Raw genomic sequence first — 22,365 nt, 5'->3', positions numbered from 1 at the left:
GCGGAGGTGATTCATCGTGAAAATTACGAGATGAATTGGGCTTACAGTCCACAATACGGAAAAAATGTCCGTACAGAGCTTTTGAAAAACGCCAGTGGTCAAATTGCGTATTGCTTGGTATACGGGCTCAAGTCTCCAAATGGTACAGATTTACCAGAGGTAGGACGAACGGATGATGTTGTCTACCGTGTACTATTAAATGGATATCCGCAAAAAACGCCTGAACAACTAGGAGTTTCTACATGGCAACAGGCTCATTACGCCACGCAGCTGAGTATCTGGCATGCACTTGGGCAAATCAATACAGGTGAATTGCAATTTAAAGATCAAGCTGTGGAACAAGCAACGAAAGCCATTACGTATGCGGCGGATCATACAGGGGACACGCAAGATGTTTATATGAATGTACAACCGACAGATAAGCAAGAAGCTACGTTACATGGTGAGTATTTTGAAACCACAACATATGCTGTAGAAACGAATGCAAAAAAAGGTGAGTACAAGATTCAATTGCAAGAAGCACCAGCTGGAACACGAGTTGTCACAGAACAGGGAGAAGCAAAAGAAACATTCCAACTAGGTGAAAAATTCCGTGTACAAGTGCCGAAATCCTCTAAAAGTGCTGAATTGTCATTACGAGTAACTGCCAACCTGACAAATCAACATGCGGTGATGTATAAAGGTACAAGTGTGATTCAGGATGCAACGGTTCTATTAGAACGTAGTCAAGAGAAAGTAAGTCAGGATTTACAAGTCTTTTGGAAAGCGGTAGGCGGTTTGAAAATCCTTAAAGTGGATGAAAACAAGAAACCACTGGTAGGAGCAGTATTTGAGGTGTTAGCTAGCGACCAGAAGAGTATGGGAACGATTACAACAAACGACAAGGGGATTGCCTCTTTAGATAATATTGAGATTGGAACTTATGTCGTGAAAGAAGTAAAAAGTCCTGTGGGTTATATCTTAAATGATACCCCACAAACGTTAGAAGTCAAAACGGGTGAGATGGTAACGTGGACAGCTGAAAATAAACAAATTAAAGGGAACGTACAACTGCTGAAAGTAGATGCGGAACATCCAGAAAAGAAAGTTGCAGGTGTTACATTCCAATTGAAAAATAGTGCAGGGAAAGTCATCAGCGAGCATACAACAGATGAAAATGGTCTAATCAAAGTAGAGAACATTCCATTTGGTTCTTACACATTTGTAGAATCGAAAGCGAAAGAAGGGTACGTGTTATCGCAAGAACCAATTCCATTCCAAATCACAGAACAAGGACAGACAATCGAGTTAGAGGCAAAAAATCAACCAATCTATGGTGAATTAGAACTAACGAAGATTGATGTTGCAGATGGGAATGTAAAACTACCAAATGCAGAATTTGAGATTCGAAATGAGAAAGGTGAAATTGTAGCAAAAGGAAAGACAAATGCAGAAGGGGTTGCAACATTCAAACTTGGTTATGGGAAGTATACCTACAAAGAAACGGCTTCGCCCTGTTTTGTGCAAGTAGAAAATACAGAGAGTTGCAGCGAAAAGTGCAGAGGCTAGCAGCTCGATTTTTTAAATAGTAATTTTAGTGTTTCCAGAAGACAACGCATTGCGTAAACGATAGCTTTCTCCCGTAAATGCAATAATGTGGGCATGATGGACCAAACGGTCCACCAATGCAGAAGTAAGTCGATTATCACCAAATATACGATTCCATTGACCAAATTCTAAATTCGAAGTAACTATCACACTTTTTTGCTCATAACAGTCGGCAATAATATGGAATAGGAGCTCCGCTCCTTGCTTTTGAAACGGTACATAACCTAGTTCATCTAAAATTAAGAGATCACATGATTCAATTTGTTTTTTTATACGAGTTAGATTCCCTTGTTTTAAAGCTTCTTCTAATATGCCTACTAAATCAGCTACTCGAAAAAACTTTACCTGATATCCTTGTTCACAGGCCTTTAAACCTAAAGCTGTTGCTAAATGTGTTTTTCCGGTTCCAGGAGATCCGAGTAATAAAAGGTTCTGTTTTCCTTCAAAAAATCGCAACTCACTAATATGTTCTTTGCTTGTCGTAGAAGGTAAATGAATTTGTTCACCCCATTCATAATCTTTCAACCACTTTAACTCTCTAAATTTTGCTTTTTTTATTAAAGTTGATACTTTTTTACTTTGTCGAGCTTCAATTTCTAAGTTTAAAATATCCTGTAAGAATTGTTCTTTATTTTCAAATACAACTTCATCATAATGCTCTAGAATAGAACTCAAATGTAATACTTTACAAGCTTCTTGTAGGTTTCTGTGTATCATAGTGAAAATGAACTCCTCTCTAAAGTTGGACAGAGTTTCCGATCGTATTGTTCTAAATCCGTTTCATAATCCACTAAAACAGATGGTGTGTGTTTCTCTTCCCATTTCTGCGGATAAGTTACTTGTTTCGCTTGTAATATGCCATCAAGTTCATAAGGGGTTTTTGATAGCCAATCCTCATTTTCTAAAACAACATGTAATTGTTGTAAAGAATACTTTTTGAGCAATCTTTTTATCCCTACTAAGCGTGATTTACGCTCTTCCGTTTGGAAGAGGAGATAATCCTGAACTCTCATAGGTAAGTATTTAAAATATCTTGAATAACGTACTACACGTGGTTTCTTTTCCCAATCTTCAAAAATTTCTTCCCAAGGAATGGGCCTATTTGTATGCATGTAAGGTCTATATTCTTTAAAGATTACTTCTCCTTCAGAAGTAAAACATGTAAATTGATCCCATTCTTTTTTTATGACAATAACTTGTTTGACATTTGTTTTGCGTAAAACAAATCGTTCTTGATCTACTGTAATTTCTCCATATTTATTTACAGTTGTAGTATCTAGTGAAAAGACCGATAGGTCTTCTAAAGGCAATGGCTTTAATGCATTTTTATCATCATTCCACAACTCCTCTATCATGATTTTCTTATCATAATGCGGTCGTTTTTGATCCTCTAATGCTTGTACTTCTAGCCACTGTGCAAGTTGTGAAAAACTTTCCATAACCGGTGAAGTTGTAAACCAATTATTACGTGTATAACTAACTTTACGCTCAACATTACCTTTTTCATGCCCGCTATAAGGGTTACATGGTTGTGTTTCAAAGTTATAATGCATTTGAAATTGTAAAAACGCTTCTGTATAAATACGATTTTCACCTTTTCCTATGGTGATTACAGCGGCGGATAGATTATCAATCCTAAGATGTGTTGGTACACCACCTGCTTGATGGAATAGCTGTTTTAAGCCTTCTAAAAAGCATTCCTTATTTTCAGCTGGTAATGGATAAGCAAATGCTGTATTGCTATGGGGAAAGCTTAACAATAGTACTTTAATATCTTTATATGCTCCATCTTTGACAACTGTCATATTTCCAAAATCAACTTGTGCTTCTCCAGGAGGATGTTCTAATCGTTCGTAACGTTTTTCTTTTGCTGTTTTTATCTGTGGTCTTCGATGTTGGATATAATCACATACGGTTCGATACGAACCTTGAAACTTATATTCTGTTTTTAATTGATTAAATATCTTTTTACTTGTTCTTCGTTCCTTACGGCGAAGCTTACTATCTTCCTCTAACCATAAATCTACAATTTCACCAAACTCACTATCATACATCATTCCTGTTTTTGTACAAACTGGACCAGTATCCGAAGGATACACTTCTTCATCAGCATACTTTTTGACAGTTCTCCAATTCTTTCCTAGTTTTCTTGCAATTTCAGAAATACTTAAATCATCATTTTCTCTTAAATGTTTGATATAATGAATTTCAGGCATTGTTAGCATCCTTTCTAGTCCTCCTGTTTCGTGTGGTAACGAAAACAGTAAGGGATTTATTAAGAGCTGACAAGCCTTTTTTTATGCACTTTATCTATGTACAAAATCGTTGCTCGACTCTGTACTTTTATTTTGCACTAAACATTCGCCCGACAGATATATGTTGAATGAAGAAACATTCTCGTTTGAAATCAAGCAGAATGGTGAAATCGTGAAACATATTGTCGCAGATGAAAAGATTCCATCGATTCAAACAACCGCTACGGATAAAACGGATGGAGCAAAAGAAATGCACACGTCTAAGTCTGTTACAATTCAAGATAAAGTGGACTACAATGACCTACTAGTAGGGCAAGAATACACGCTTACAGGTAAAGTAATGGATAAGTCAACTGGGAAACCACTCGTTGTAGATGGGAAAGAAGTAACAGTGGAAGCGAAGTTTACACCAAAAGAAGCAAACGGTTCAATTACGTTAGACTTCACATGTAATGCAACTGGTTTAGAAGGAAAAGAAGTTGTGGTATTTGAGAAGTTATTCAAAGACGGAAAAATGGTTACCTCACATGAGGATATCAACGACAAAGGGCAAACAGTCAAGTTTGTGAATCCTGAAGTGAAAACAACAGCTCTAAACAAAGTGGATGGATCAAAAGAGTTAGACGCTACAGATTCTGTAACAATCCAAGATAAGGTCGAGTACAAAGACCTTATCGTAGGGAAAGAATATGTAGTGAAAGGAAAGCTCATGGATAAAGCAACAAACAAAACATTACAAGTAGATGGGAAGGAAGTTACATCAGAAACGACATTTACTGCGAAAGAAAAAGATGGTTCTGTTACGTTAGATTTCACATTCAATGCTTCTGCACTTGAGGGGAAAGAAGTAGTGGTATTTGAAGACGTATATCAAAATGATGTGTTAGTTGCAACGCACGCTGACATTCAGGATAAAGGGCAAACAGTGAAGTTCAAAAGTAAGCCGGAACAACCAAAACCAGAGCAACCAAGTCAACAACCTGAGAAGCCTGTACAACCACAGCCAAAGGTAGAACAACCAATCAAAGTCCAGCCAATTGTGAAAGCAGTAGAGCCAGCGCCCAAAAAAGTCGAAAATACGCTCCCAACAACAGGTGGAAAAGAAGAAAATCCATACTGGAAGTGGATTGGTGGAGTTGTAATGTTATTAGGTGGACTTGTAGCAATTCGTGCCTATCGTACAAATAAAAAGGCGAATGAGTAGGATATCAATTGTAGGAAAGGGTGAAGTACAGTGGTGAAATATCGATTAGGTTATGACTATGTATTTATACCAAATGAACCGATTGTGTATAAAGGAGAAGACGTGAGCTCCATGAGTGTCGATGTGTTGTTTCAAGTATTTGATGAAAACGGACAGGAGCGATTGTTTGAGGGGAAGGAATTGACAGATCAACGTCTTCTCTTGAAAAACGGGTCTTCTTGTTATCTAACAGAGTTAGTAAGATGTTCGTTTGACAAAGAAACCATTCTCTCCTTTGAACGGAATCAAAGTGTATTAAAAGATAGTGGTTATACCATAGAATGGACAATTGATTCGTATTCCAAGGATGTAGGAATTGGGTTTGCCGAAGCACAGGAAATTTCAAAAGAAGAATGGATGGACATGATGGTACAGTATCGAGATCTGTTTGATAATCGGGATAATGAATCGGCACAAAGTGTGGCGTATTTTACCGAGAAAGTAACTGTTTGACACAAGTAAATAAATGATTTTCAACGACAAAGGGTTGGTGGGAAACGGAATAGTATAAAGGGTGTCAGTTGAGAGAATCATCTAAAAGGGAAGGTAGGGAGAAAAATGCGTGGTGTAAGTATGTATAACCAAAACCAGAAGCGATTTGTAGACGGTACAGTTGGGAAAGGAAAGATGTATACCCTCCACTTGGATGAATATATGCAGGCAATGGCAATTGCGAGAACATTTGTCAAACCAGCGGAACGAGAAGGGTTTTGGGTAGAATCGGCTATAGAATTATTAGCAGGCTGTATGATGTATTTTCAAAAAAAGAGCGGAGAACTCCTGTATGTTGATGTGGACCAAACATTAGACTTGCTACAGAAAGCAACCGAACAAGAGGAATATGTAACAGAGTTAATGACGTCAATTGGAGAGAATCACCCATCGTATCATATTTTTAAGAAAATTGATCCTTCAGAACGTATGACAAGGACAGGGATTATTGAACAGTTAGTTTCCATTCTTAGGAAACACTGTATCTATCAGCGATATCTGAAAGGGCTAGAAAGGGGCAAAGGGGTATGAATCAGCCATTGACGAAACACTCTTTGGTGGTTGGAAAGTCTGGAGAAGGAATGGGCCAAAGTTATATTTTGGAAGGGGAAAATAGTAAGTTGGTAAAGGCAAAGGGATATCTGTCCCAAGAAAGGCTTCAGGAAGATGCTTATGAGGTGGAAGAAACGTTCCATTTTTTTAGAGGGTGTAAGAATGCATGTTTACTAGCCATTCCAACATGGATAGCTATATTACTGATATGGTTTCTATAATGAAAATCCGAAAGATAGGTGAAAGAAATGTTAATCGGGGCTACTGAAATCAAGTTTGAAAAAGAAAACCATTCGAATGTGTACGTCGTTGGTCCTACTGGTGCAGGAAAAACACGATGGTATACCATTCCAAATGTGAAGCAAGAAGAAAAGAACATCATCGTTGTAGAGAGCAGGAAAAAGGAAATCTATTATGCTACCAATCAAACAAAAGCTGAGCAGGGATATGAAATCTTACAATTGAATCTCCTTCATCCGCTATTTGAGGAACGCTTACAAGACATGGTAGTGAACGCTACACAACAAAAGTTTGTGTTATATATTTCTGTCAATCTCATTGATAGTACGTATCAAGAGCGGGGAGATCGTCTTCAAAAAGTATTCGACCTACTACAAGAAAAAACAGTAGAAAGAGATGTACATCTCTATTTAGATGAGTATGAGTTGTATCCCATTCCCAATCTCTTGCATGTCCTACAAGTTGTGAAAGCCAAAGGAATTCATATTTCCATGATTGTTCAGTCACACGCTCATCTCCAACAGGTTTATGGGAAACAGGTTGCCAATCAAATTGCTGGGGAGTGCAATCAAATCCTATTTTTTGGCACAAATAGTATGGATGATGCAAAATATTTTAGTCGAATGAGTGGATACGATCAAATGGAACTTTTTTTACTACAAAATGAAGTGATTGTACTCGATACGTATTATCTTCCAAGAAAAATCCCAATTAAGCAGGTAGATTGCAATCACTAGATGACTAGAGAACTATACAAATGGAGGGTTCAAAATGACTAAGAAACAAGCATTTCTGAAGAAAGTCACGATTGTAAGTGGGACAGTGCTTGCGCTGTCTTCTCTTACTGGGTGTTTTGGAAAAGAAGAAGCATCATCTAAAGAAAAAGGCAAAAAGAAAACAGAAGAAGTAAAAAAAGAGAAGAAGCCTGAGAAGGAAAAGGAGAAGTCAGAGAAAGAGAAGGAAGGAGAAAAGGAACCGCATCCTACCGATGAAAATGTCATGCATGTATCTTCTAAAAAAGAATCTTCTCCTATCTCTACCACGATAGCAAAAAAATATTTAACAGAAGATGAGACAAAGCAATTAACAACGATTCTTCAAACGAATCAAAAATCGAAAATAGAGCAAGAAAAGTTACCAACGCCTGCAATCGAACCACCAAAAATAGAACCATCACCGCCAGTTATCTTGACACCATTAGGGAATACATCAAATTCGAAAGAATCCATTTCACTTGAAAAACCTACGCCACCAATCAATATAGAAAAGCCGAAGGTGAAGGTAGAACTGCCAACAGAACCTGATAAGCCTACGCCACCAGTCATTATGCCACCCACAGATGATGGAGGGGGGAATAAACCGAAACCGCCCGTTATCATACCACCTACAGGTGGAAATGGGGGAGATAAGCCGAAACCTCCCGTAGAACCACCCACAGAACCAGAAAAGCCGAAACCAATCGTAGATAGCGAAGCACCAAAAATGAAAGTAAAAGAGAATCTAACGGTACAAAAAGGACAGAATCTGAATCCTCATCATTTGGTTACCGTAACCGACAACATGGATCAGAGTCCGTTATTATCGATTAACGGGAACTATGACACAAGTCAAACTGGGGAAATGCAGGTAGAAGTGGTTGCGATTGATAAAGCAGGTAACCGTTCTAGTATCAGGGTAACAGTAACCGTTATCGACCCCGAAGCAGATAAGGATAGGGAAGCGCCTGTGATCAAAGCGAAAGAGAACATTACAGTGACAGTTGGTCATATTCTTTCCGCACAAGATTTAGTTACTGTAAGTGATAACAAGGATGCGAATCCAATTGTTTCTGTCGGCAAGTACGATACAAGCAAAGCAGGAGAGATACAGGTAGAAGTTATTGCGGTAGATCGCTCTGGAAATCAGGCAAGTGTCATGGTTACGGTGAAAGTAATAGATGTAAATGAGAATAAAGACACGGAAGCGCCTGTGATTACACCAAAAGAGAATGTCACCGTAAAAGTCGGAGCAAAATTATTACCACAAGATTTGGTGACCGTACAAGATAATCAGGATGCAAACCCTACAGTAACGATTGGAGCGTATGATACGAGCAAAGCAGGAGATATTTCAGTAGAAGTGATGGCAGCCGATAAAGCAGGAAATCTTTCTGTTACGAAAGTGGTAGTCAAAGTAGTAGAAGAACAAAAGCAAGACCCACCTGTTGAACCACCAAACGAACCCGAGAAACCATCATCTACAGAAGACACATCCAAGCAGGCGCCAATGGAACAAGGAGGGCAAGTGTAGTGGGGCTAGACATAAAATGAGGAGAGAAGAGAGGGAGTGGTCGTCATGAAACAAAAAGTAAAAAACTTGTTTCAAAATAAAATCATTTGGCAGTATGCAATGTTTGCGATGATATGTGTCATTATATTTACTCCACATACTGCTTTTGCCGCTGGTGAAGAAGATCAGATTAAAACAAAGATTAAAAGTATTGTAGATGCTGTTTCGACTATTATTCTATTCGTTGCCCCATCTGTTGGAGCTTGTATGTTTGGATGGAAAGGAATCAAAATGAAGCTCGCAAATAACCCATCGGAGAAAGCAGAATGCAAAGGCGATATGCTATCGATTGTGATGGTGACAGGCGTTATTTTTATGGGAACATTAATTGTGAATTTTGTGGTTGGAAAGTTGAGGTAAAGAAAGATGAGTCCAAAACACATTCATATTCCAAAAAATATTGAGGCGAAGTTTGAGCTAATTCCGAATACGGGTATAGGGTGGAAGGAGATAGGCTACTATCTTCTCTTCCTTCCTATTGTTGGCGGAACATTGTATTTGTTACCGATTCATATTTTTGTGCAACTTGGATTAGGTTTAGTCTTGTTCGTTCTATTTACGGGGTTACTTGTGCTACCAGCGATTCAAGGCTGTAACGTGAAAGCAGGTGCGTACTTGCTAGATGTATTTCGTTTTCATCAGCGAAAAAGAAAGAAGCAAACGATCTTGTTATATAAAAAAGAGTAGGTAGGTGAGAAAATGGGTTTCCAAAAATGGCAAGAAAAACGAAAACAGAGACAACAAGCAAAACGTACACAGGATTTAATTCCGATTCAAACGTTGTATCATCAAGCGATTCTGACGAAGAAGCAAACCTTGATTGTGGGCATTCGGGTGGGGACGATGAACTTGGAATTAATGGGTGAGGAAGACAAACTAGAATTGATGGAGGAATTTGGTGCGATTGTGTCAGGAATTCCATGCGAATTTCAAATTGAAGTTCTGGCAGAACCTGTTGACTTATCGGATTATGTGGAAGATCAGAAACAAAAGATAGAAGAAGAATCGAATGCCATGCGTCAATTATTAAGAAGTGGATATGTTTCTTATTTAGAGAACTCCTCACACGCTCAGAATACGCTGAAAAAGGCGCATTACCTTCTTTTAAGGGAGAAAGTACAGGGAAGCGAAGAAAGTATTCAAAACGGGATGGAAACACTGTTAGAAAGAGCGGAGATGTTACGAGAGAATTTAACAGAACTTTCAGAAGACGGTCTAGAATGTCATATCTTAAATGCTCATGAGATTGTTCAAATTCTTCAGGTGCATTTTAACAACTATCAAGCACGTATTAATCGTTTTAAAGAAGTGTCCTCGCCCTATATTACAGTGAAACATGCCAAAACAAACATAAAAGGAGGGGAATAGCTCATGTTCCGATTCAAGAGAAAAGAGAAAAAAGAAGAACCAACCTTTCAACGTTTTTCTGTAGCGGATCAGATTGCACCAGCTATATTTGAGGAAGAAATAGATTATATCCGGGTAGGAGAAGGATATGAACGTATCCTTTGTATGACGGATTATCCATCAGGTAGCTACATGGGGTTCTTATCCAAATTGTATCGGTTAGAAGGAAATATCTCCTTTACCTATCATGTAGAACCGACTTCCTCTGCTGATATGATTAAGAACTTTAGTAATTCGATTGAAGAGTTAGAAGCAAGATTGCTGTCGGGAAAATTAAATCCTGAAATGAGAAAACGAGCGGAACAGGAATTAGAGAGTGCCAATAATATGCTGGAGGATTTAGTGGCGAATGATACAGGTGGCATGTTACTCGTGCATTTCCTGATTCGGCTTCATGCCGAGAGTCTCGAACAGCTAAAGAAATTAACGGATAAGGTAAATAATGCGTTTTCAGCCCGTAATCTCTTTGCCTATGTGCCTAGTGCACGCATGCAAGATGCTTTTGAATCCTGTTTGCCCATTCTGGAAAATAAGGTAGGAGAATATACGAGAAGAAATATGGATACAAAAGCATTCTCTACTTTCTTTCCTTTTGATGAGACCGAATTATTTACGAAGCGCGGGATTGCGATGGGAAGAAATATCAAAACAAAATCGCTCATTGTGGTGAATAAATGGGAATTACAGAACCGAAATGGGATTATTTTAGGGCAATCGGGATACGGAAAAACCAAATTGAAGCAAATGTTACTGATGCGTGATTTTATGGAAGGGATTCGTATTTTTAACATGGATCCAGAAGGAGAAGATAGTGAATTTGTTGGAAAACTCGGTGGTCAGGTCATTGAACTGTCCAATACCACAGATACGCGTGTCAATCCGTTACACGTGTTTTATGAGCGAGATACAAAAAAGAAAGGAAATCCATTACTTGAGCATTTAGAAAGAGTGAAGATTTTTTTCAAGATTATGCGTCCGTCTATGACGATTGATGAATTAGCGGTACTAGATGCTTACCTGGTGGAATTATACGAATCAGAGCCTTTTCACATGACATTTGATACTGACTTTGAGAAAAAGAAATCCAAAGATTTTCCTGTTTTAGCAGATTTATATGCGCTATTGATGAAAAAAATTGAGGAAGGAGACGACACATTAAAGTTATTCTCCTATGTACTGAAACAATACGTTTCGGGTGCAAATAATCGTATTTTTAATGGACCTACCAATGTAGATTTACGTAATCAACTCATTTCGTTTGATATTTCCAGGCTAGGAGTCGGTTCAGCTTTACAATCTTGTGCGATGTTCAATGCGACTTCGTTTCTATGGGATGAGATTACGAGAACAGCAGGGAGAAAGACGTTGTTTTTAGATGAATTACACGTATTCGCAGACCCGTCTAATCCGCAAAGTATGGAATTCATTTATCAAATTTGGAAGCGGATTCGAAAGTATGATGGAAGCGTATGGGGCGCAACACAACAAGTAGAAGAATTACTCCGAGCGAGTGATGGGAAAAAGAATTACGGGGGAGCGGTTATTGAAAATAGTCTAATGAAAATGTTCTTACCACTTGCAGAAAAATCCATTCACGATTTGATGACGCAGGCGCAGATCAAATTTTCAGACAGTGAACGAAAAATTTTAAAACCTCGTAAGAAAAATAAAGGAGAAGGAATTTTTATCTATGCGGATAAGCGTGTCCACCTTCTGATTGAACCAACAGAGGTGGAATGGGAACTGATGGGCGGAAAACCAAAAGAGGGGGAAGCGGGATGAGTATGAAGGAAAAACCTCTTGCGGATTCTCGGAAGACATTTTGGTTGTCAGTCGGAATGATTTTCAGTTTCTGTCTTTTGATTGATTATGTGGTGGCATTTGGCCTTCGAATGATTGATTTTTTATTAGAACATAAAGACGAGTTAATGGAGTTGCCGGATGGTACAGCAAAAGACCTTGCGGTCACCTACTTGACGAGTCCAATCGAAACCGTATCGTTCGCAATAGGACTCGAACTGTATCAATATGCGCAACTGATTCTACTTGGTATTTTCGCTTATACAACCTTTCAAACATGGAGAAAGTTAAAACCACATACGGTGGAAGATGCAAGCGAATATGGAGGATTAGGGAGTGCTTCTCTTTCAGATGAGGTAACCATTTTTGATGAGATAGATATTACGGATGACAGGAAAGAAGAAGGAACTGTTTTAGCGGTCTATAATGATAAATTGATGATTCATAAGGAAGACAGTTTTTTAAATCGACATGTATGTGTCATAGGTGGTTCTGGTTCAGGAAAAACAAAATGTTATATCTTAAACAATGTCGTGAATACGAAAAACAAATCGATTGTCGTGTCAGATCCCAAAGGGGAAATCTATGAACTTACTTCTCGTGAGAAGAGAGAACAAGGGTATGAAGTGTATCTCATTAATTTTTCAAATATGGCATTATCCGACATGTACAACTCGATTGACTATGTAGGACTGGATGAAGATGCTGAAAAATTTGCAACAACGCTAGTTTTAGGCGGAGAAGAAGGACAGCAGTCGGGAGATAGTTTTTGGCAGGAACAAGCGGTTTCGTTAATTACTGCGGGTATTCTATATGTGCGAGAAAACCTGCCGAAAGAACAGCATTCGATGGAATATGTATACAACTTATTGACAGAACCTTCAGAAAAAGAATTGAAGAATTTGTTTGCAAATTTAGAAGAAGAATCGTCCGCTAGAATCGCTTTTGGTGTCGTGAAAAATGCGACAGATAAAACATGGGGCGGGATTGTGAGTAACGCAGCCAAGGCAATGAAACTATGGAAATTAAAATCGGTTCGTACGTTTTCAAAATACAGTAGCTTTAAATTAGCGGATATTGGGAAGAGAAAAATCGCTTTATATGTGGTCATTCCATTGGCAGACCGTACGTATCGAGCGTTAATTAATACATTCTTTGCTCAATTATTTCAAGAATTATGTGCCTATGCGGATACAAACCATAATACGTTAGATATTCCTGTTCGGTTCTTATTAGACGAGTTTGCGGTGCGCCCATACGGGCATATAAGAAATCTCTGTGGGAAAGAGATAGGAGTCTGCGCTTAACCTATTCGTTACCTTGCTTACCGAAAAAGAGAAATCTGGACGGGACCAGAGCATGCAAGGAAAGCTCTAAGTTGCCCAAATGACCTAGGCACGACTGAAGAGCAAAACGAAACGTTGTAAATAAGGATGAAAGCTAAACTGCTTCAACCATAGTTTAAGAGGGAGTATCGTCGCCCGTGGTGAAAGGGTCATTGATAAGCCACGTTACTTGAGCGTGAGAAAATTTGCCGAATTTCTCGTGAAACACACTTAAAAGTGTGGGCAGAACAAAAGTAACTCAACCTGAGCATCAGGAAACAAACGAAGATGGCATCCGATATTACAACGCCCTTGTTCTTATATGTACTAAATGGGGATTACCTAAGTTGGAGTGCCTAGCAGGTAGGCTATTGAGGATGATACCAAGTGTAAAAAGCAAGGTATGTGGCTCATGAAAATCTAATACGGTAACGGAGCTTTCGTAGTAGTCAGAGCATAGGAAAGCTATGTACAGGGCGAAGGAAAGCAGTCTATTCGACTAATTACAAAGAAGGAAGGAGCGAGAGGCTTTGAGAAATCCTGAAATTGTATTAGGAAATCTAGTAAAACATAGTACAGATAAGAACTATAAATACGTGAAAATTTATAGGAATTTGTACAATCCATTATTTTATCTTAACGCCTACCAAAATATTTATGCTAAAGAAGGAAATATGACGATTGGAACAGATAACCAAACAATAGATGGTATGTCCATGAATCGAATACAACGCATTATCGAAAAGATGAAAGATGAATCATATCAGCCGAATCCAGCTCGAAGGGTGTACATTCCAAAAAAGAATGGACAACGAAGGGCATTAGGGATTCCGTCAATAGATGACAAATTGGTACAAGAAGTCCTTAGGAATATTCTGGAATCTATATATAATCCTACTTTTAGCAATCGCTCTCATGGTTTTAGACCAAATATGAGTTGTCATTCAGCTTTATTGCAAATTAAGGGTTCATTCACAGGATGTAGATGGTTTATTGAAGGGGACATGGAAAAATTCTTCGATAATATCAGTCATCACGTCTTGATAGGAATATTGAGGAAACGAATTCAAGATGAAAAACTCATAGCACTCATATGGAAGTTCTTAAAAGCAGGATACGTGGAAGATTGGAAGTATCACAAAACATATAGTGGTACACCGCAAGGTGGAGTTATAAGTCCAATATTGGCAAACATTTACCTAAATGAACTGGATGAATATATGGAAGAGTTCAAAAAGGATTTTGATATAGGAAAATCTAAAAGAACTAATCCAGAATATAGTCTGATTCAAAAAGAAATTCGTATTCTTAACGAACAAATCCAAAATGAGAAGCAAGAGGAAAAACAAAAAGAGCTGATAAAACAAAGAGCTGAGGCTATTAAAAGTAGAGATAATATGGAAGCAAAACTCCCGGTTGATGAAAAATATAAAAGAATTCAGTATGTAAGATATGCAGATGATTTCCTAATAGGAATAATAGGGAGCAAACAGGATGCAAGAGACATAAAAAAGAATCTCACCGAATTTCTAAGGGATAAATTGAAGCTAACTTTATCCGAGGAAAAAACAAAAATTACTAATACTCGCGAGAAAGTAAGATTTTTAGGATATGACATTAAAATATTAAACGACAATGCGGTGAAAAGAAGAGCAGACGGTCGAAGAACACGCCCATATAAAGGGAAATGTGAATTGTATATGCCCACTCACTCGTTATATCAACGGTTAATGAAAAAAGGCACTATACAGATTTCCCAGCGTACAGGAAAATGGAAACCGATGCATCGATCAGAGCTGTTGGGACTGGATCCGATTGAAATCCTAAGAACTTATAATGCTGAAATTCGAGGCACGTATCAATACTATCAATTGGCAGTAAATGTATGTCATCTAAATAGTTATAAATATTTCTTAGAATATTCGATGTACAAAACTTTAGCTAATAAATATAGAACCACTTTAGCAAAGGCAAAAAAGAAGTTTATGGTAGAAGGCGTTTTTACAATTTTCTATAAAACAAAAAAGGGAATTAAGTCTGAAATACTCTATAATAAAGGGTTTCAAAGACGCAAGACACCGATAAATAATGGGAATGTGAATTATTTTCCAAGTGAGAATCAAAATATGGCATCAACCTCTCTTATTCAACGCCTAATGGCGTATAAATGTGAGTGGTGTAAAAAAGAAACTCCAGATTTAGAAGTGCACCATGTTAGAAAATTAAAAGACCTAAAAGGTAAAAAGTGGTGGGAGAAACAGATGATAGCCCGCCAAAGAAAGACAATGGTGTTATGTAAAAGATGTCATGTTGATTTGCATATGGGAAAACTAGACTGAATAGATGGAGAGCCGTATACCTTGAGAGGGGTACGTACGGTTCGGTGGGGAGTTCTTGGAAACCTATCATAGAAATATGGAAAGGCGCTGGGTTCTTACCTTACAACATTGGAAAAATGCCTGATTTTGCAGAACGACTTTCTACGGTCCGTTCCTATGGGATGGAAGTATCAATCATTGCGCAAAGTATCGGGCAATTAATGGATCGATACGGTGAGAAACAAACTGGTGAGATTATGTCCAATTGTGATACGACTCTTTTTTTAGGCACAAATGACCTCGACACAGCGAAATATTTCTCAGAACGACTGGGTGTGACGACCAAAAGGTTGCGAAATGATAGCCAAACACCTGGAGAATTTGATAGCAATCAACAAGCGTATACCTACGTACAGAGACCGCTCAAGACACCCGATGAACTCTTGAATCAGATGAAAAATAATGATTGTTATGTATTTCAACGTGGCAGATTACCCATTCATGCGCAAAAAGCATGGGTAGCCAACTGGTTTGCAGACCAAGTAGGAGAAAAGGCAGACATGGGATGGCATTTAAAAGAGAAGTCAGCAGAATCGAGTATACCAAAAGAAGAAAGGCCAAAAGAAACGGTAGAGTTTTCCTTTGTATCAGAAAATGAAAAACAAGAAGATAATCAAGACGAATCGCAAGCATCTGTACCAAGTGAAGGAGAAGTACAGGAAACAACGGAAACATCAGAAAGTCAGAAACAGAAAGAGGAACACAACACCGAAGAAACTGTGTCCTTACCGATTACGGTGAAACGAGAACTATGGGGAGACGAGGTGTTACAACCTGTAAGGGTAGAAAAGAAAAATGGACGGATACAAGCTTTGTATACGATGGATTTAGAAGCGGATGAAGAAGCGGATGAAGAAGGAGAAGAGGGCGTTCAGTTTCTTGTACAGAAGAATCCAGTTTGCATGATGACAGATATAGAGTGCGTTCCTCACTATGACGTAAAGGAAACAGAAGAACAGTTTCTGATACAGGTGAAAGAAGCGATCCAGCACATTACACTCAGTCTGATTTATAAAGAACAAAAACGAGATTTTTCGCCAGTGGAACATATCGAAGAGAAAGAAGCACAAAGAAGGAAAGAACAAAAAGAGAAAGCGGAGGTGTAGGTATGATTATTGTATTTGGGGACGGGACGGTAGAGGAAACCGCTACAGAATATGTGTATCGGTTTTCGAAAACAAAGTTAAAACAAGAAGCTCCATTTGACAGCATCAAACAAACCAAATCGTATTTGTTACCGTGTACCTTTGCGGAAATGATACGAGGAGATGTCATACTTCGGTATGAAAAAGAACCCCACTTGTTATCGTTTTCTCGTATCCAACAAGAAAATGAAGCGATCAAAAGGAAAGTGGTGTCTCGCTTGGTCCACCTCTTCCAAACACATCAAGAAACGATGCTCCTTCCCATTCCAGACAATATTTTTTATACGAAGAAAGGGGAAGTGAAGCTCATGTATCAAGCGATGGACCACATGCCTGTCACGGGATTTAATCGAAATGATAGGTTGACCCATATGAAACGTTTACTTGCCTTTGCTTTTTCGAACGAATCATTTGAAGCTTGCATGCTTCAGTCAGTAGAAATGAGGAATGAATTTTTACAACATATCTATCAATCTACAACATGGGAAGCGTTGCAAGAACTCGTGCAAGAGCCTGAGGAAACGGAAGAAAAACAAAAAAAGAGAAAGAGAAATTGGTCATTCGCACCCTTCTCTTTCCCTCTTTCCACCAAGTTATGTGTCGCTTTGTTGACACTATCGGTTTCCTGTAATTTGTATGTTATCACAAAAGACAGTATCCACCCAGCGATGGTGAATGCGAAACAGGATGAACAAAGTGAAAAACAAAAGAAACAAATACAAATGCTAGAACAAGAGAAAACAAAGTTACAAAAAAAAATGCAGGATAAAGAATCTGAAATCAAAGAAATTGTGGGGCAACTGAAAATTGTCATTGAAGAAAACAAAAAGTTACAACAAAAACAAGCGACTGTGCCTCCAGCGCAGTAACAAAAAGGAGTGAACGTGCATGTGGCAAGCGGTGAAAGACTTTTTTACAACGGTAACGAATCCCATTGAAGCCTTTTCTCGGTGGATTGTGGAATTGTCGATTCAACTCTTAAATTTTTTCTTAGGTTCGATTGTGAGTGTCACGAAAATTGATACGGAATATCAAAAGGTACAGGTGATACAGGATGTATTTTCTTGGGTTCGCTTTCTCGTCTATGCCTTAGTAGGAGTCATTGTCCTTCATCAATTATTTAAACAATACTTAGCGATTTCCACGGGTTCCATTCAAAGAAGAACAACGTCCCAAATCATGGGGGATATCGGAAAGTTTGCGTACCGCCTCCTGATGTTACCCTTGTTTTTAGATATCATGATTAAAATCAATTCTTTCTGGGTGGGATTTATTTCAGATAAGGGGCTGGTAGTTGATCAATTTGTAGAGTATTTAGGACTCAATTCAGGAGACAAAGGGGATAAATCCGTTAGTGAAATCGTGTTAGGGAATATCGCACAGACGTATCAATTACAAATGGCAGGAACGGTTGTATTTGTCGCTATTTTCTTTTTAGTCTTACTCGCTATCTTGTTTGTCTTAATGTATATTCAAATGATTATGAGACTCGGGCAAATTGTCTTTTGTTATGTGTTAATACCTTTTGTAGCCTTATCCGCTTTAAATGAAGAGATGGATATGTATTCAACATGGTGGAGAGAAACGATTGCTATTGTGGGAACAGCAGCCGCCCAAGTAAGTTTCTTATATTTAGGTCTCAATTGTATGTTATCTGGTCACGCCATTTTAGGAACAGGTATTTTAATAGGGGTTGTGACAACACCAGCTGTTTTACAAAAATTTGTCTATTCTACAGGTGTGGCAAGTGGTACAGGAAGTATGATGAAATTTATGACACGTCAAGTGCTGATGAAGAGGAGATGATGAACCGTGTATATCAAAGCAACCGTAACCGTTGTACGAAATTGGAAGCCTATACTGATTGGCATACTGGTTTTGTTTAGTCTCTTCATCTGTTTGATGTGGGGAGGAGGGAGTAAGCCACAAACACCAATGGGGACAGGAACAACAACTGTTCCACCTGAAGTTCTAAAATGGGAACCTACGGTTCGTAAATATGCACAAGAATTTGGTGTAGAGCCCTATGTACCGTTAATGCTAAGTTTAATTATGCAGGAGAGCGGCGGACGTTTGCTCGATGTCATGCAATCGGCAGAGGGCGCTTTTAACACGAAGTACCCGAAAATTCAAAACGGAATCACAGACCCGGACTACAGCATATGGGCTGGCGTACAAGAATTCAAACATTCTATTACAATAGCAAATGTGCAGAGTCCATCTGATATCAATCGAATAAAATTAGCCCTTCAAACATATAATTTTGGCCCGGGATTTTTGAACTATATTAATAGTAATGGCGGGGAATATACTCTAGAATTAGCGAAAAGTTTTGCCTTAAAAATGGCAAATGGGCGCACACAATGTGGATTCAGAAGTCCATTTTGTTATGGTGATTATAGCTATGTTGAAAAAGTTTTGAAATACTATCAAACGAGTGAAATTGCTGGTGGTGGAGCTGTTGGAGACGAATTTTTTCAAAAAGTTATGGCTGAAGCCATTAAATATAAAGGTTATAAATATGTATTTGGCGGAGCAAGCCCAACTGCAAGTTTTGATTGTAGTGGTTTAACCCAGTGGACATTCCGAACAGCAGGTGTGCAATTAGATCGAACCGCACAAATGCAATGGAATCAAACAAAACGTATCTCTGCTGAAGAAGCAAAGCCCGGAGATTTAGTGTTTTTCCATGGAACATATAATTCAGGGACATATATTACGCACGTAGGTATTTATCAAGGGAATATGCAAATGTATCATGCTGGTGACCCCCTTGATTATGCTGATTTAAATAAACCGTATTGGCAGCAACATCTCGCAGGGTTTGGTCGAGTACAATAACGATGAGAAAGGGTGAATGAAAATGAGACGTAGTATAGCAATTCTGATTTTATCTATAGGTATAGTGATATTAATAGGGTATGCTTGGAAACAAAAAGGGGAGGTGAAAGTATATGAAACAAAATATAAACAAGTTTTGAAAGAAAATACCAGTTTAAAAGAGAAGGTGCAGGCAAAAGAGAACAATGAGGAAACAAAAGTAAAAAAAGATACAGACGCCTTTTTACGAGCCTTCTTTACGTATGATACGTCAAAAGGTGAACAAGGGTGGTCAAAAATTGATGCATATACAACAGAGTCTGTAAGAGGGAAGTTAAAGCCAGCAGGAGAAGAAAAGAAGCCAGAAAAAACCCCACCAGAAACAACGATTGTTTCAGCTATAAAAGATGTCAAGTTATACTATACAGCTGTGCAAAATGGTGAGAAAGCGAATGTGTTTTCTCGTGTGTGGATTAATACGACTGTAAACGGTGTAACGAGTACCATGCAAATGGTATTAGATATTGAGATGGTATATAGTCCTGAAAAGAAAAAATGGATTGTAGGAAACATTAGTATCCAACAGCCTTTAGGTGAAGAAGGATATATCAATTAATTATTTTATGCAGAGGGAGTGGTTTATATGAAAATGAAACATGATAGAAATTGGAATGCGCTATTGGATTTACAGTTACAAGGGGAGAAAAAAATCCAAGTATTAAATTTTGTGATGGAACGATTAGATGCGAAAAACCAATTGCATATGACACAAAAAGAAATCGCAGAACAAACACAGGTATCCGAACGCACTGTCAGCGAGACGATGAAGACGTTACAAGAATCTGCCTTTTTACAGCGTTTACAGTCGGGTGTGTATGAGGTCAATCAGGCATTTGAATATGAACATCACCTTTCTGAAGAAAAAGGGTTAGCAAAGGGAATGGAAGTGTTACGTGACAATTTACAAACGGTTACAGTAAAAAACGTATTGAATAAAAGTATGAAGGACGTGCAACAACTGATTGAAAGCGATTTAGAAAATCCGAAAGGTTCTACATTGACCAAAGAGGATGTGAAAGAGTTATTAGATCAGCATGTGAAGAGCTTAGAACAAACCCTTCATCAATACTATGAACAGAAAGAGAAGGGGGTTTCGTGGAAAGAAGCCATTCATACCTTAAAAGAAAATGTAAAACAGAGTTATCAAACCTTAAAAGAAACCTTTATGCAAAAAGTGAAACAAAATGTACAAACGGTAAAAGAAGCACCAGGGCAAGTTAAACAGTATACAAAAAATAGATTAATTGATGGAGTAGTTCGTGTAAATAATCTCATCCTTACAAAGAGTCAAGAATTGAATCAAAAACTGGAACAAGCGAGACCGTATCAAAAGGAAACGTTACGAGAAAGGGATAATGAGAAGACGGTTGTACAAGAAAAGGAACAGCTTATAGAAAAAGAAGTGGTGCAAGAAAAAACAGTGGAAGAACCTACTATGCCACAGCCTCTTGAAAAAAACCTCTTAGTAAAACAACAAGCTGAAATACCTACGGATACGATAAAAAAGAATTTTCAAGAAGTGGTAACAGAACAGTTTGAAAAACATCCTGAAGCAACGATGGAAGCATTACGAGAGTATATTGTAGAACAGCATCCGCATATTCATCGAATTGAACAAGTGAATGCGGAAGAATTTGTCACAAGGATTGAAAAAGTATCACATATTTTACTAGTGAACCAACAAGCCAAGATTATAGATCAAAAAGAAGAGTTAGCGGTCATAGCAGAAGAAGTAACAGACGAAAAGCAGGTAGAAAAATTTGCGGATTTAGTGAAGGAAAAACAAGAAGAAATCGTGATGGAAGAAGAGGTTTCAGTGAGTTTCGAAAAATAAGGAGTGGACAACAAAATAGAACCCTACGTTGTTATTTTTTTGTAGGGTTCTCATACTTCTTTAGTAAATCGCTAACAGCTTCGTCTAGTAATTTAGATTTATTAATACGAGTGTCTTTCGCTAATTGGTCTAAATCATACCAAAGTTCTTTAGCAATTGCATTCGAAAGTGTCTTACGATTTTTTAAGCCTCGGTTTTCCATTTCTACCACCTCTAATGTAATTATATAAATGTTTTAAATCACTTTCAACTACTTGCGACTACATGTAGTTAGTTGTATAATTAATTTAGAATTTTAAACGAAAGGTAGTGTGATAATCGTGAACTGTCCATACTGTGCAACTCCGATACAAGTTGATAAGAATGGTGTAGTACAAGAAATTTGTGAATTCTGTGGTGGTCATATGCGGGAACAACAAACAGGTGTCTTACAGCTTTGTCAGAATGGGGAGCGTTTTGAGTTCACTAAGATGCAACAACAACTCTTCTTAGAACACATTCATCAGTCTGTAGAAGAGTTGAAGCAGTATCATACGTACGATTTGTATGTGTTGCTAAAGGAAGTAAGAGAAGCAAGGAGTCAAACGTATTACGGTTTACAACTACTAAATAAAGCTTCCAAAACAGAAAGTACATTACAAGCTACTGCGGATGAAACAGGCGGAGAGTATGAGTATTACACAAGAAAGGCGTGGGTAATAGAAAACATTCTATTAGAACGTCAGGGATTCTTTCCAGAAAAAATTACAGCTCGAGTTCTTCAATATATGTGGGAGCAAATTAAAAAATCGAAGAAAAAGAGTATGAGGATATCAAAGGTTCAGCGCCAGTACAGAGGAGAAGCTTGCTTATAAAGTTTAATGCTGGAGTACAGATTCATAATCCAAAAGGAGAGAAGA

Annotated in this window: 20 protein-coding genes and 3 pseudogenes; 20 read left to right on the top strand and 3 right to left on the bottom strand. The window is 38.1% G+C overall.

Features of this window, described 5'->3' with window-relative positions:
- On the top strand, nucleotides 1–1,548 hold a 1,548-nt coding region (locus tag MHH55_RS35085), incomplete at its 5' end, for a SpaA isopeptide-forming pilin-related protein (RefSeq protein ID WP_445661842.1).
- Nucleotides 1,549–1,560: 12 nt separating this feature from the next.
- Here MHH55_RS35085 and istB read toward each other — a convergent pair.
- Both istB and istA read right to left on the bottom strand, forming a co-directional pair.
- Nucleotides 1,561–2,304: an IS21-like element helper ATPase IstB gene (gene istB / locus MHH55_RS35080; RefSeq protein ID WP_172404313.1), complete on the bottom strand. Its 744-nt coding sequence runs from the start codon at nucleotides 2,302–2,304 to the stop codon at nucleotides 1,561–1,563.
- Entirely contained in the window at nucleotides 2,301–3,812 is a 1,512-nt protein-coding gene (gene istA / locus MHH55_RS35075; RefSeq protein WP_078188121.1) for an IS21 family transposase, read from the bottom strand. Before istA ends, istB begins: the two co-directional genes overlap by 4 nt.
- 136 nt (nucleotides 3,813–3,948) lie before the next feature.
- Between istA and MHH55_RS35070 the strand changes: the two are divergent.
- The 18 genes and pseudogenes from MHH55_RS35070 to MHH55_RS34985 all read left to right on the top strand — a co-directional run.
- Nucleotides 3,949–5,046, top strand: a pseudogene (locus tag MHH55_RS35070) (VaFE repeat-containing surface-anchored protein); the annotation flags it as partial.
- Between the two features lie 33 nt (nucleotides 5,047–5,079).
- Complete coding sequence (locus MHH55_RS35065) at nucleotides 5,080–5,538, top strand: hypothetical protein (protein ID WP_340882707.1); 459 nt, start codon at nucleotides 5,080–5,082, stop codon at nucleotides 5,536–5,538.
- A 105-nt stretch (nucleotides 5,539–5,643) separates the two neighbouring features.
- Nucleotides 5,644–6,108 (top strand): hypothetical protein, encoded by a 465-nt coding sequence (locus MHH55_RS35060; protein ID WP_340882705.1) that lies wholly within the window; start codon nucleotides 5,644–5,646, stop codon nucleotides 6,106–6,108.
- Nucleotides 6,105–6,350, top strand: coding sequence for a hypothetical protein (locus MHH55_RS35055; protein WP_340882702.1), 246 nt, complete (start codon nucleotides 6,105–6,107; stop codon nucleotides 6,348–6,350). The genes MHH55_RS35060 and MHH55_RS35055 overlap by 4 nt, the downstream gene beginning before the upstream one ends.
- A 27-nt stretch (nucleotides 6,351–6,377) precedes the next feature.
- Complete coding sequence (locus MHH55_RS35050) at nucleotides 6,378–7,106, top strand: type IV secretory system conjugative DNA transfer family protein (RefSeq protein ID WP_340882699.1); 729 nt, start codon at nucleotides 6,378–6,380, stop codon at nucleotides 7,104–7,106.
- 34 nt (nucleotides 7,107–7,140) lie between these two features.
- Nucleotides 7,141–8,658, top strand: a complete 1,518-nt coding sequence (locus MHH55_RS35045; protein ID WP_340882695.1) for a hypothetical protein — start codon at nucleotides 7,141–7,143, stop codon at nucleotides 8,656–8,658.
- Between the two features lie 45 nt (nucleotides 8,659–8,703).
- Nucleotides 8,704–9,057, top strand: a complete 354-nt coding sequence (locus MHH55_RS35040; protein ID WP_000810964.1) for a TrbC/VirB2 family protein — start codon at nucleotides 8,704–8,706, stop codon at nucleotides 9,055–9,057.
- 6 nt (nucleotides 9,058–9,063) lie between these two features.
- The gene (locus tag MHH55_RS35035) at nucleotides 9,064–9,384 is read left to right on the top strand and encodes a hypothetical protein (RefSeq protein ID WP_144489158.1); all 321 of its coding nucleotides are present in this window, start codon (nucleotides 9,064–9,066) and stop codon (nucleotides 9,382–9,384) included.
- A 12-nt stretch (nucleotides 9,385–9,396) separates the two neighbouring features.
- On the top strand, nucleotides 9,397–10,065 hold the full coding sequence (locus MHH55_RS35030) for a hypothetical protein (protein ID WP_340882690.1): 669 nt from the start codon (nucleotides 9,397–9,399) through the stop codon (nucleotides 10,063–10,065).
- A 3-nt stretch (nucleotides 10,066–10,068) separates the two neighbouring features.
- On the top strand, nucleotides 10,069–11,886 hold the full coding sequence (locus MHH55_RS35025; protein ID WP_197263113.1) for a VirB4 family type IV secretion system protein: 1,818 nt from the start codon (nucleotides 10,069–10,071) through the stop codon (nucleotides 11,884–11,886).
- Nucleotides 11,883–13,199: pseudogene (locus MHH55_RS35020) on the top strand (VirD4-like conjugal transfer protein, CD1115 family); the annotation flags it as partial. The gene MHH55_RS35025 and the pseudogene MHH55_RS35020, both read left to right, overlap by 4 nt.
- A 560-nt stretch (nucleotides 13,200–13,759) precedes the next feature.
- Nucleotides 13,760–15,568 (top strand): reverse transcriptase/maturase family protein, encoded by a 1,809-nt coding sequence (locus MHH55_RS35015; RefSeq protein ID WP_327946840.1) that lies wholly within the window; start codon nucleotides 13,760–13,762, stop codon nucleotides 15,566–15,568.
- A 104-nt stretch (nucleotides 15,569–15,672) separates the two neighbouring features.
- A pseudogene (locus MHH55_RS35010) lies at nucleotides 15,673–16,713 on the top strand (type IV secretory system conjugative DNA transfer family protein); the annotation flags it as partial.
- A gap of 2 nt (nucleotides 16,714–16,715) precedes the next feature.
- Nucleotides 16,716–17,621, top strand: a complete 906-nt coding sequence (locus MHH55_RS35005; RefSeq protein ID WP_340882680.1) for a hypothetical protein — start codon at nucleotides 16,716–16,718, stop codon at nucleotides 17,619–17,621.
- Between the two features lie 19 nt (nucleotides 17,622–17,640).
- Complete coding sequence (locus MHH55_RS35000; protein ID WP_340882678.1) at nucleotides 17,641–18,558, top strand: conjugal transfer protein TrbL family protein; 918 nt, start codon at nucleotides 17,641–17,643, stop codon at nucleotides 18,556–18,558.
- Between the two features lie 6 nt (nucleotides 18,559–18,564).
- Nucleotides 18,565–19,593, top strand: coding sequence for a bifunctional lytic transglycosylase/C40 family peptidase (locus tag MHH55_RS34995; protein ID WP_061659241.1), 1,029 nt, complete (start codon nucleotides 18,565–18,567; stop codon nucleotides 19,591–19,593).
- 22 nt (nucleotides 19,594–19,615) lie between these two features.
- Nucleotides 19,616–20,188, top strand: coding sequence for a hypothetical protein (locus MHH55_RS34990; RefSeq protein WP_078185706.1), 573 nt, complete (start codon nucleotides 19,616–19,618; stop codon nucleotides 20,186–20,188).
- A gap of 27 nt (nucleotides 20,189–20,215) precedes the next feature.
- Nucleotides 20,216–21,466: a replication/maintenance protein RepL gene (locus MHH55_RS34985; RefSeq protein WP_340882674.1), complete on the top strand. Its 1,251-nt coding sequence runs from the start codon at nucleotides 20,216–20,218 to the stop codon at nucleotides 21,464–21,466.
- A 31-nt stretch (nucleotides 21,467–21,497) separates the two neighbouring features.
- Here the strand turns inward: MHH55_RS34985 and MHH55_RS34980 are convergent, their stop codons facing one another.
- Nucleotides 21,498–21,668, bottom strand: coding sequence for a ribbon-helix-helix domain-containing protein (locus MHH55_RS34980; protein WP_000431537.1), 171 nt, complete (start codon nucleotides 21,666–21,668; stop codon nucleotides 21,498–21,500).
- 118 nt (nucleotides 21,669–21,786) lie between these two features.
- On the opposite strand from MHH55_RS34980, the gene MHH55_RS34975 reads away from it, so the two are divergent.
- Complete coding sequence (locus MHH55_RS34975; RefSeq protein ID WP_234803750.1) at nucleotides 21,787–22,320, top strand: hypothetical protein; 534 nt, start codon at nucleotides 21,787–21,789, stop codon at nucleotides 22,318–22,320.
- Nucleotides 22,321–22,365: the final 45 nt, after the last annotated feature.

Origin of the sequence: Bacillus sp. FSL K6-2944 (genome assembly GCF_038005385.1) — a bacterium.
Lineage (GTDB): Bacteria > Bacillota > Bacilli > Bacillales > Bacillaceae_G > Bacillus_A > Bacillus_A cereus.
This window is presented reverse-complemented; position numbering and strand designations above follow the sequence as displayed.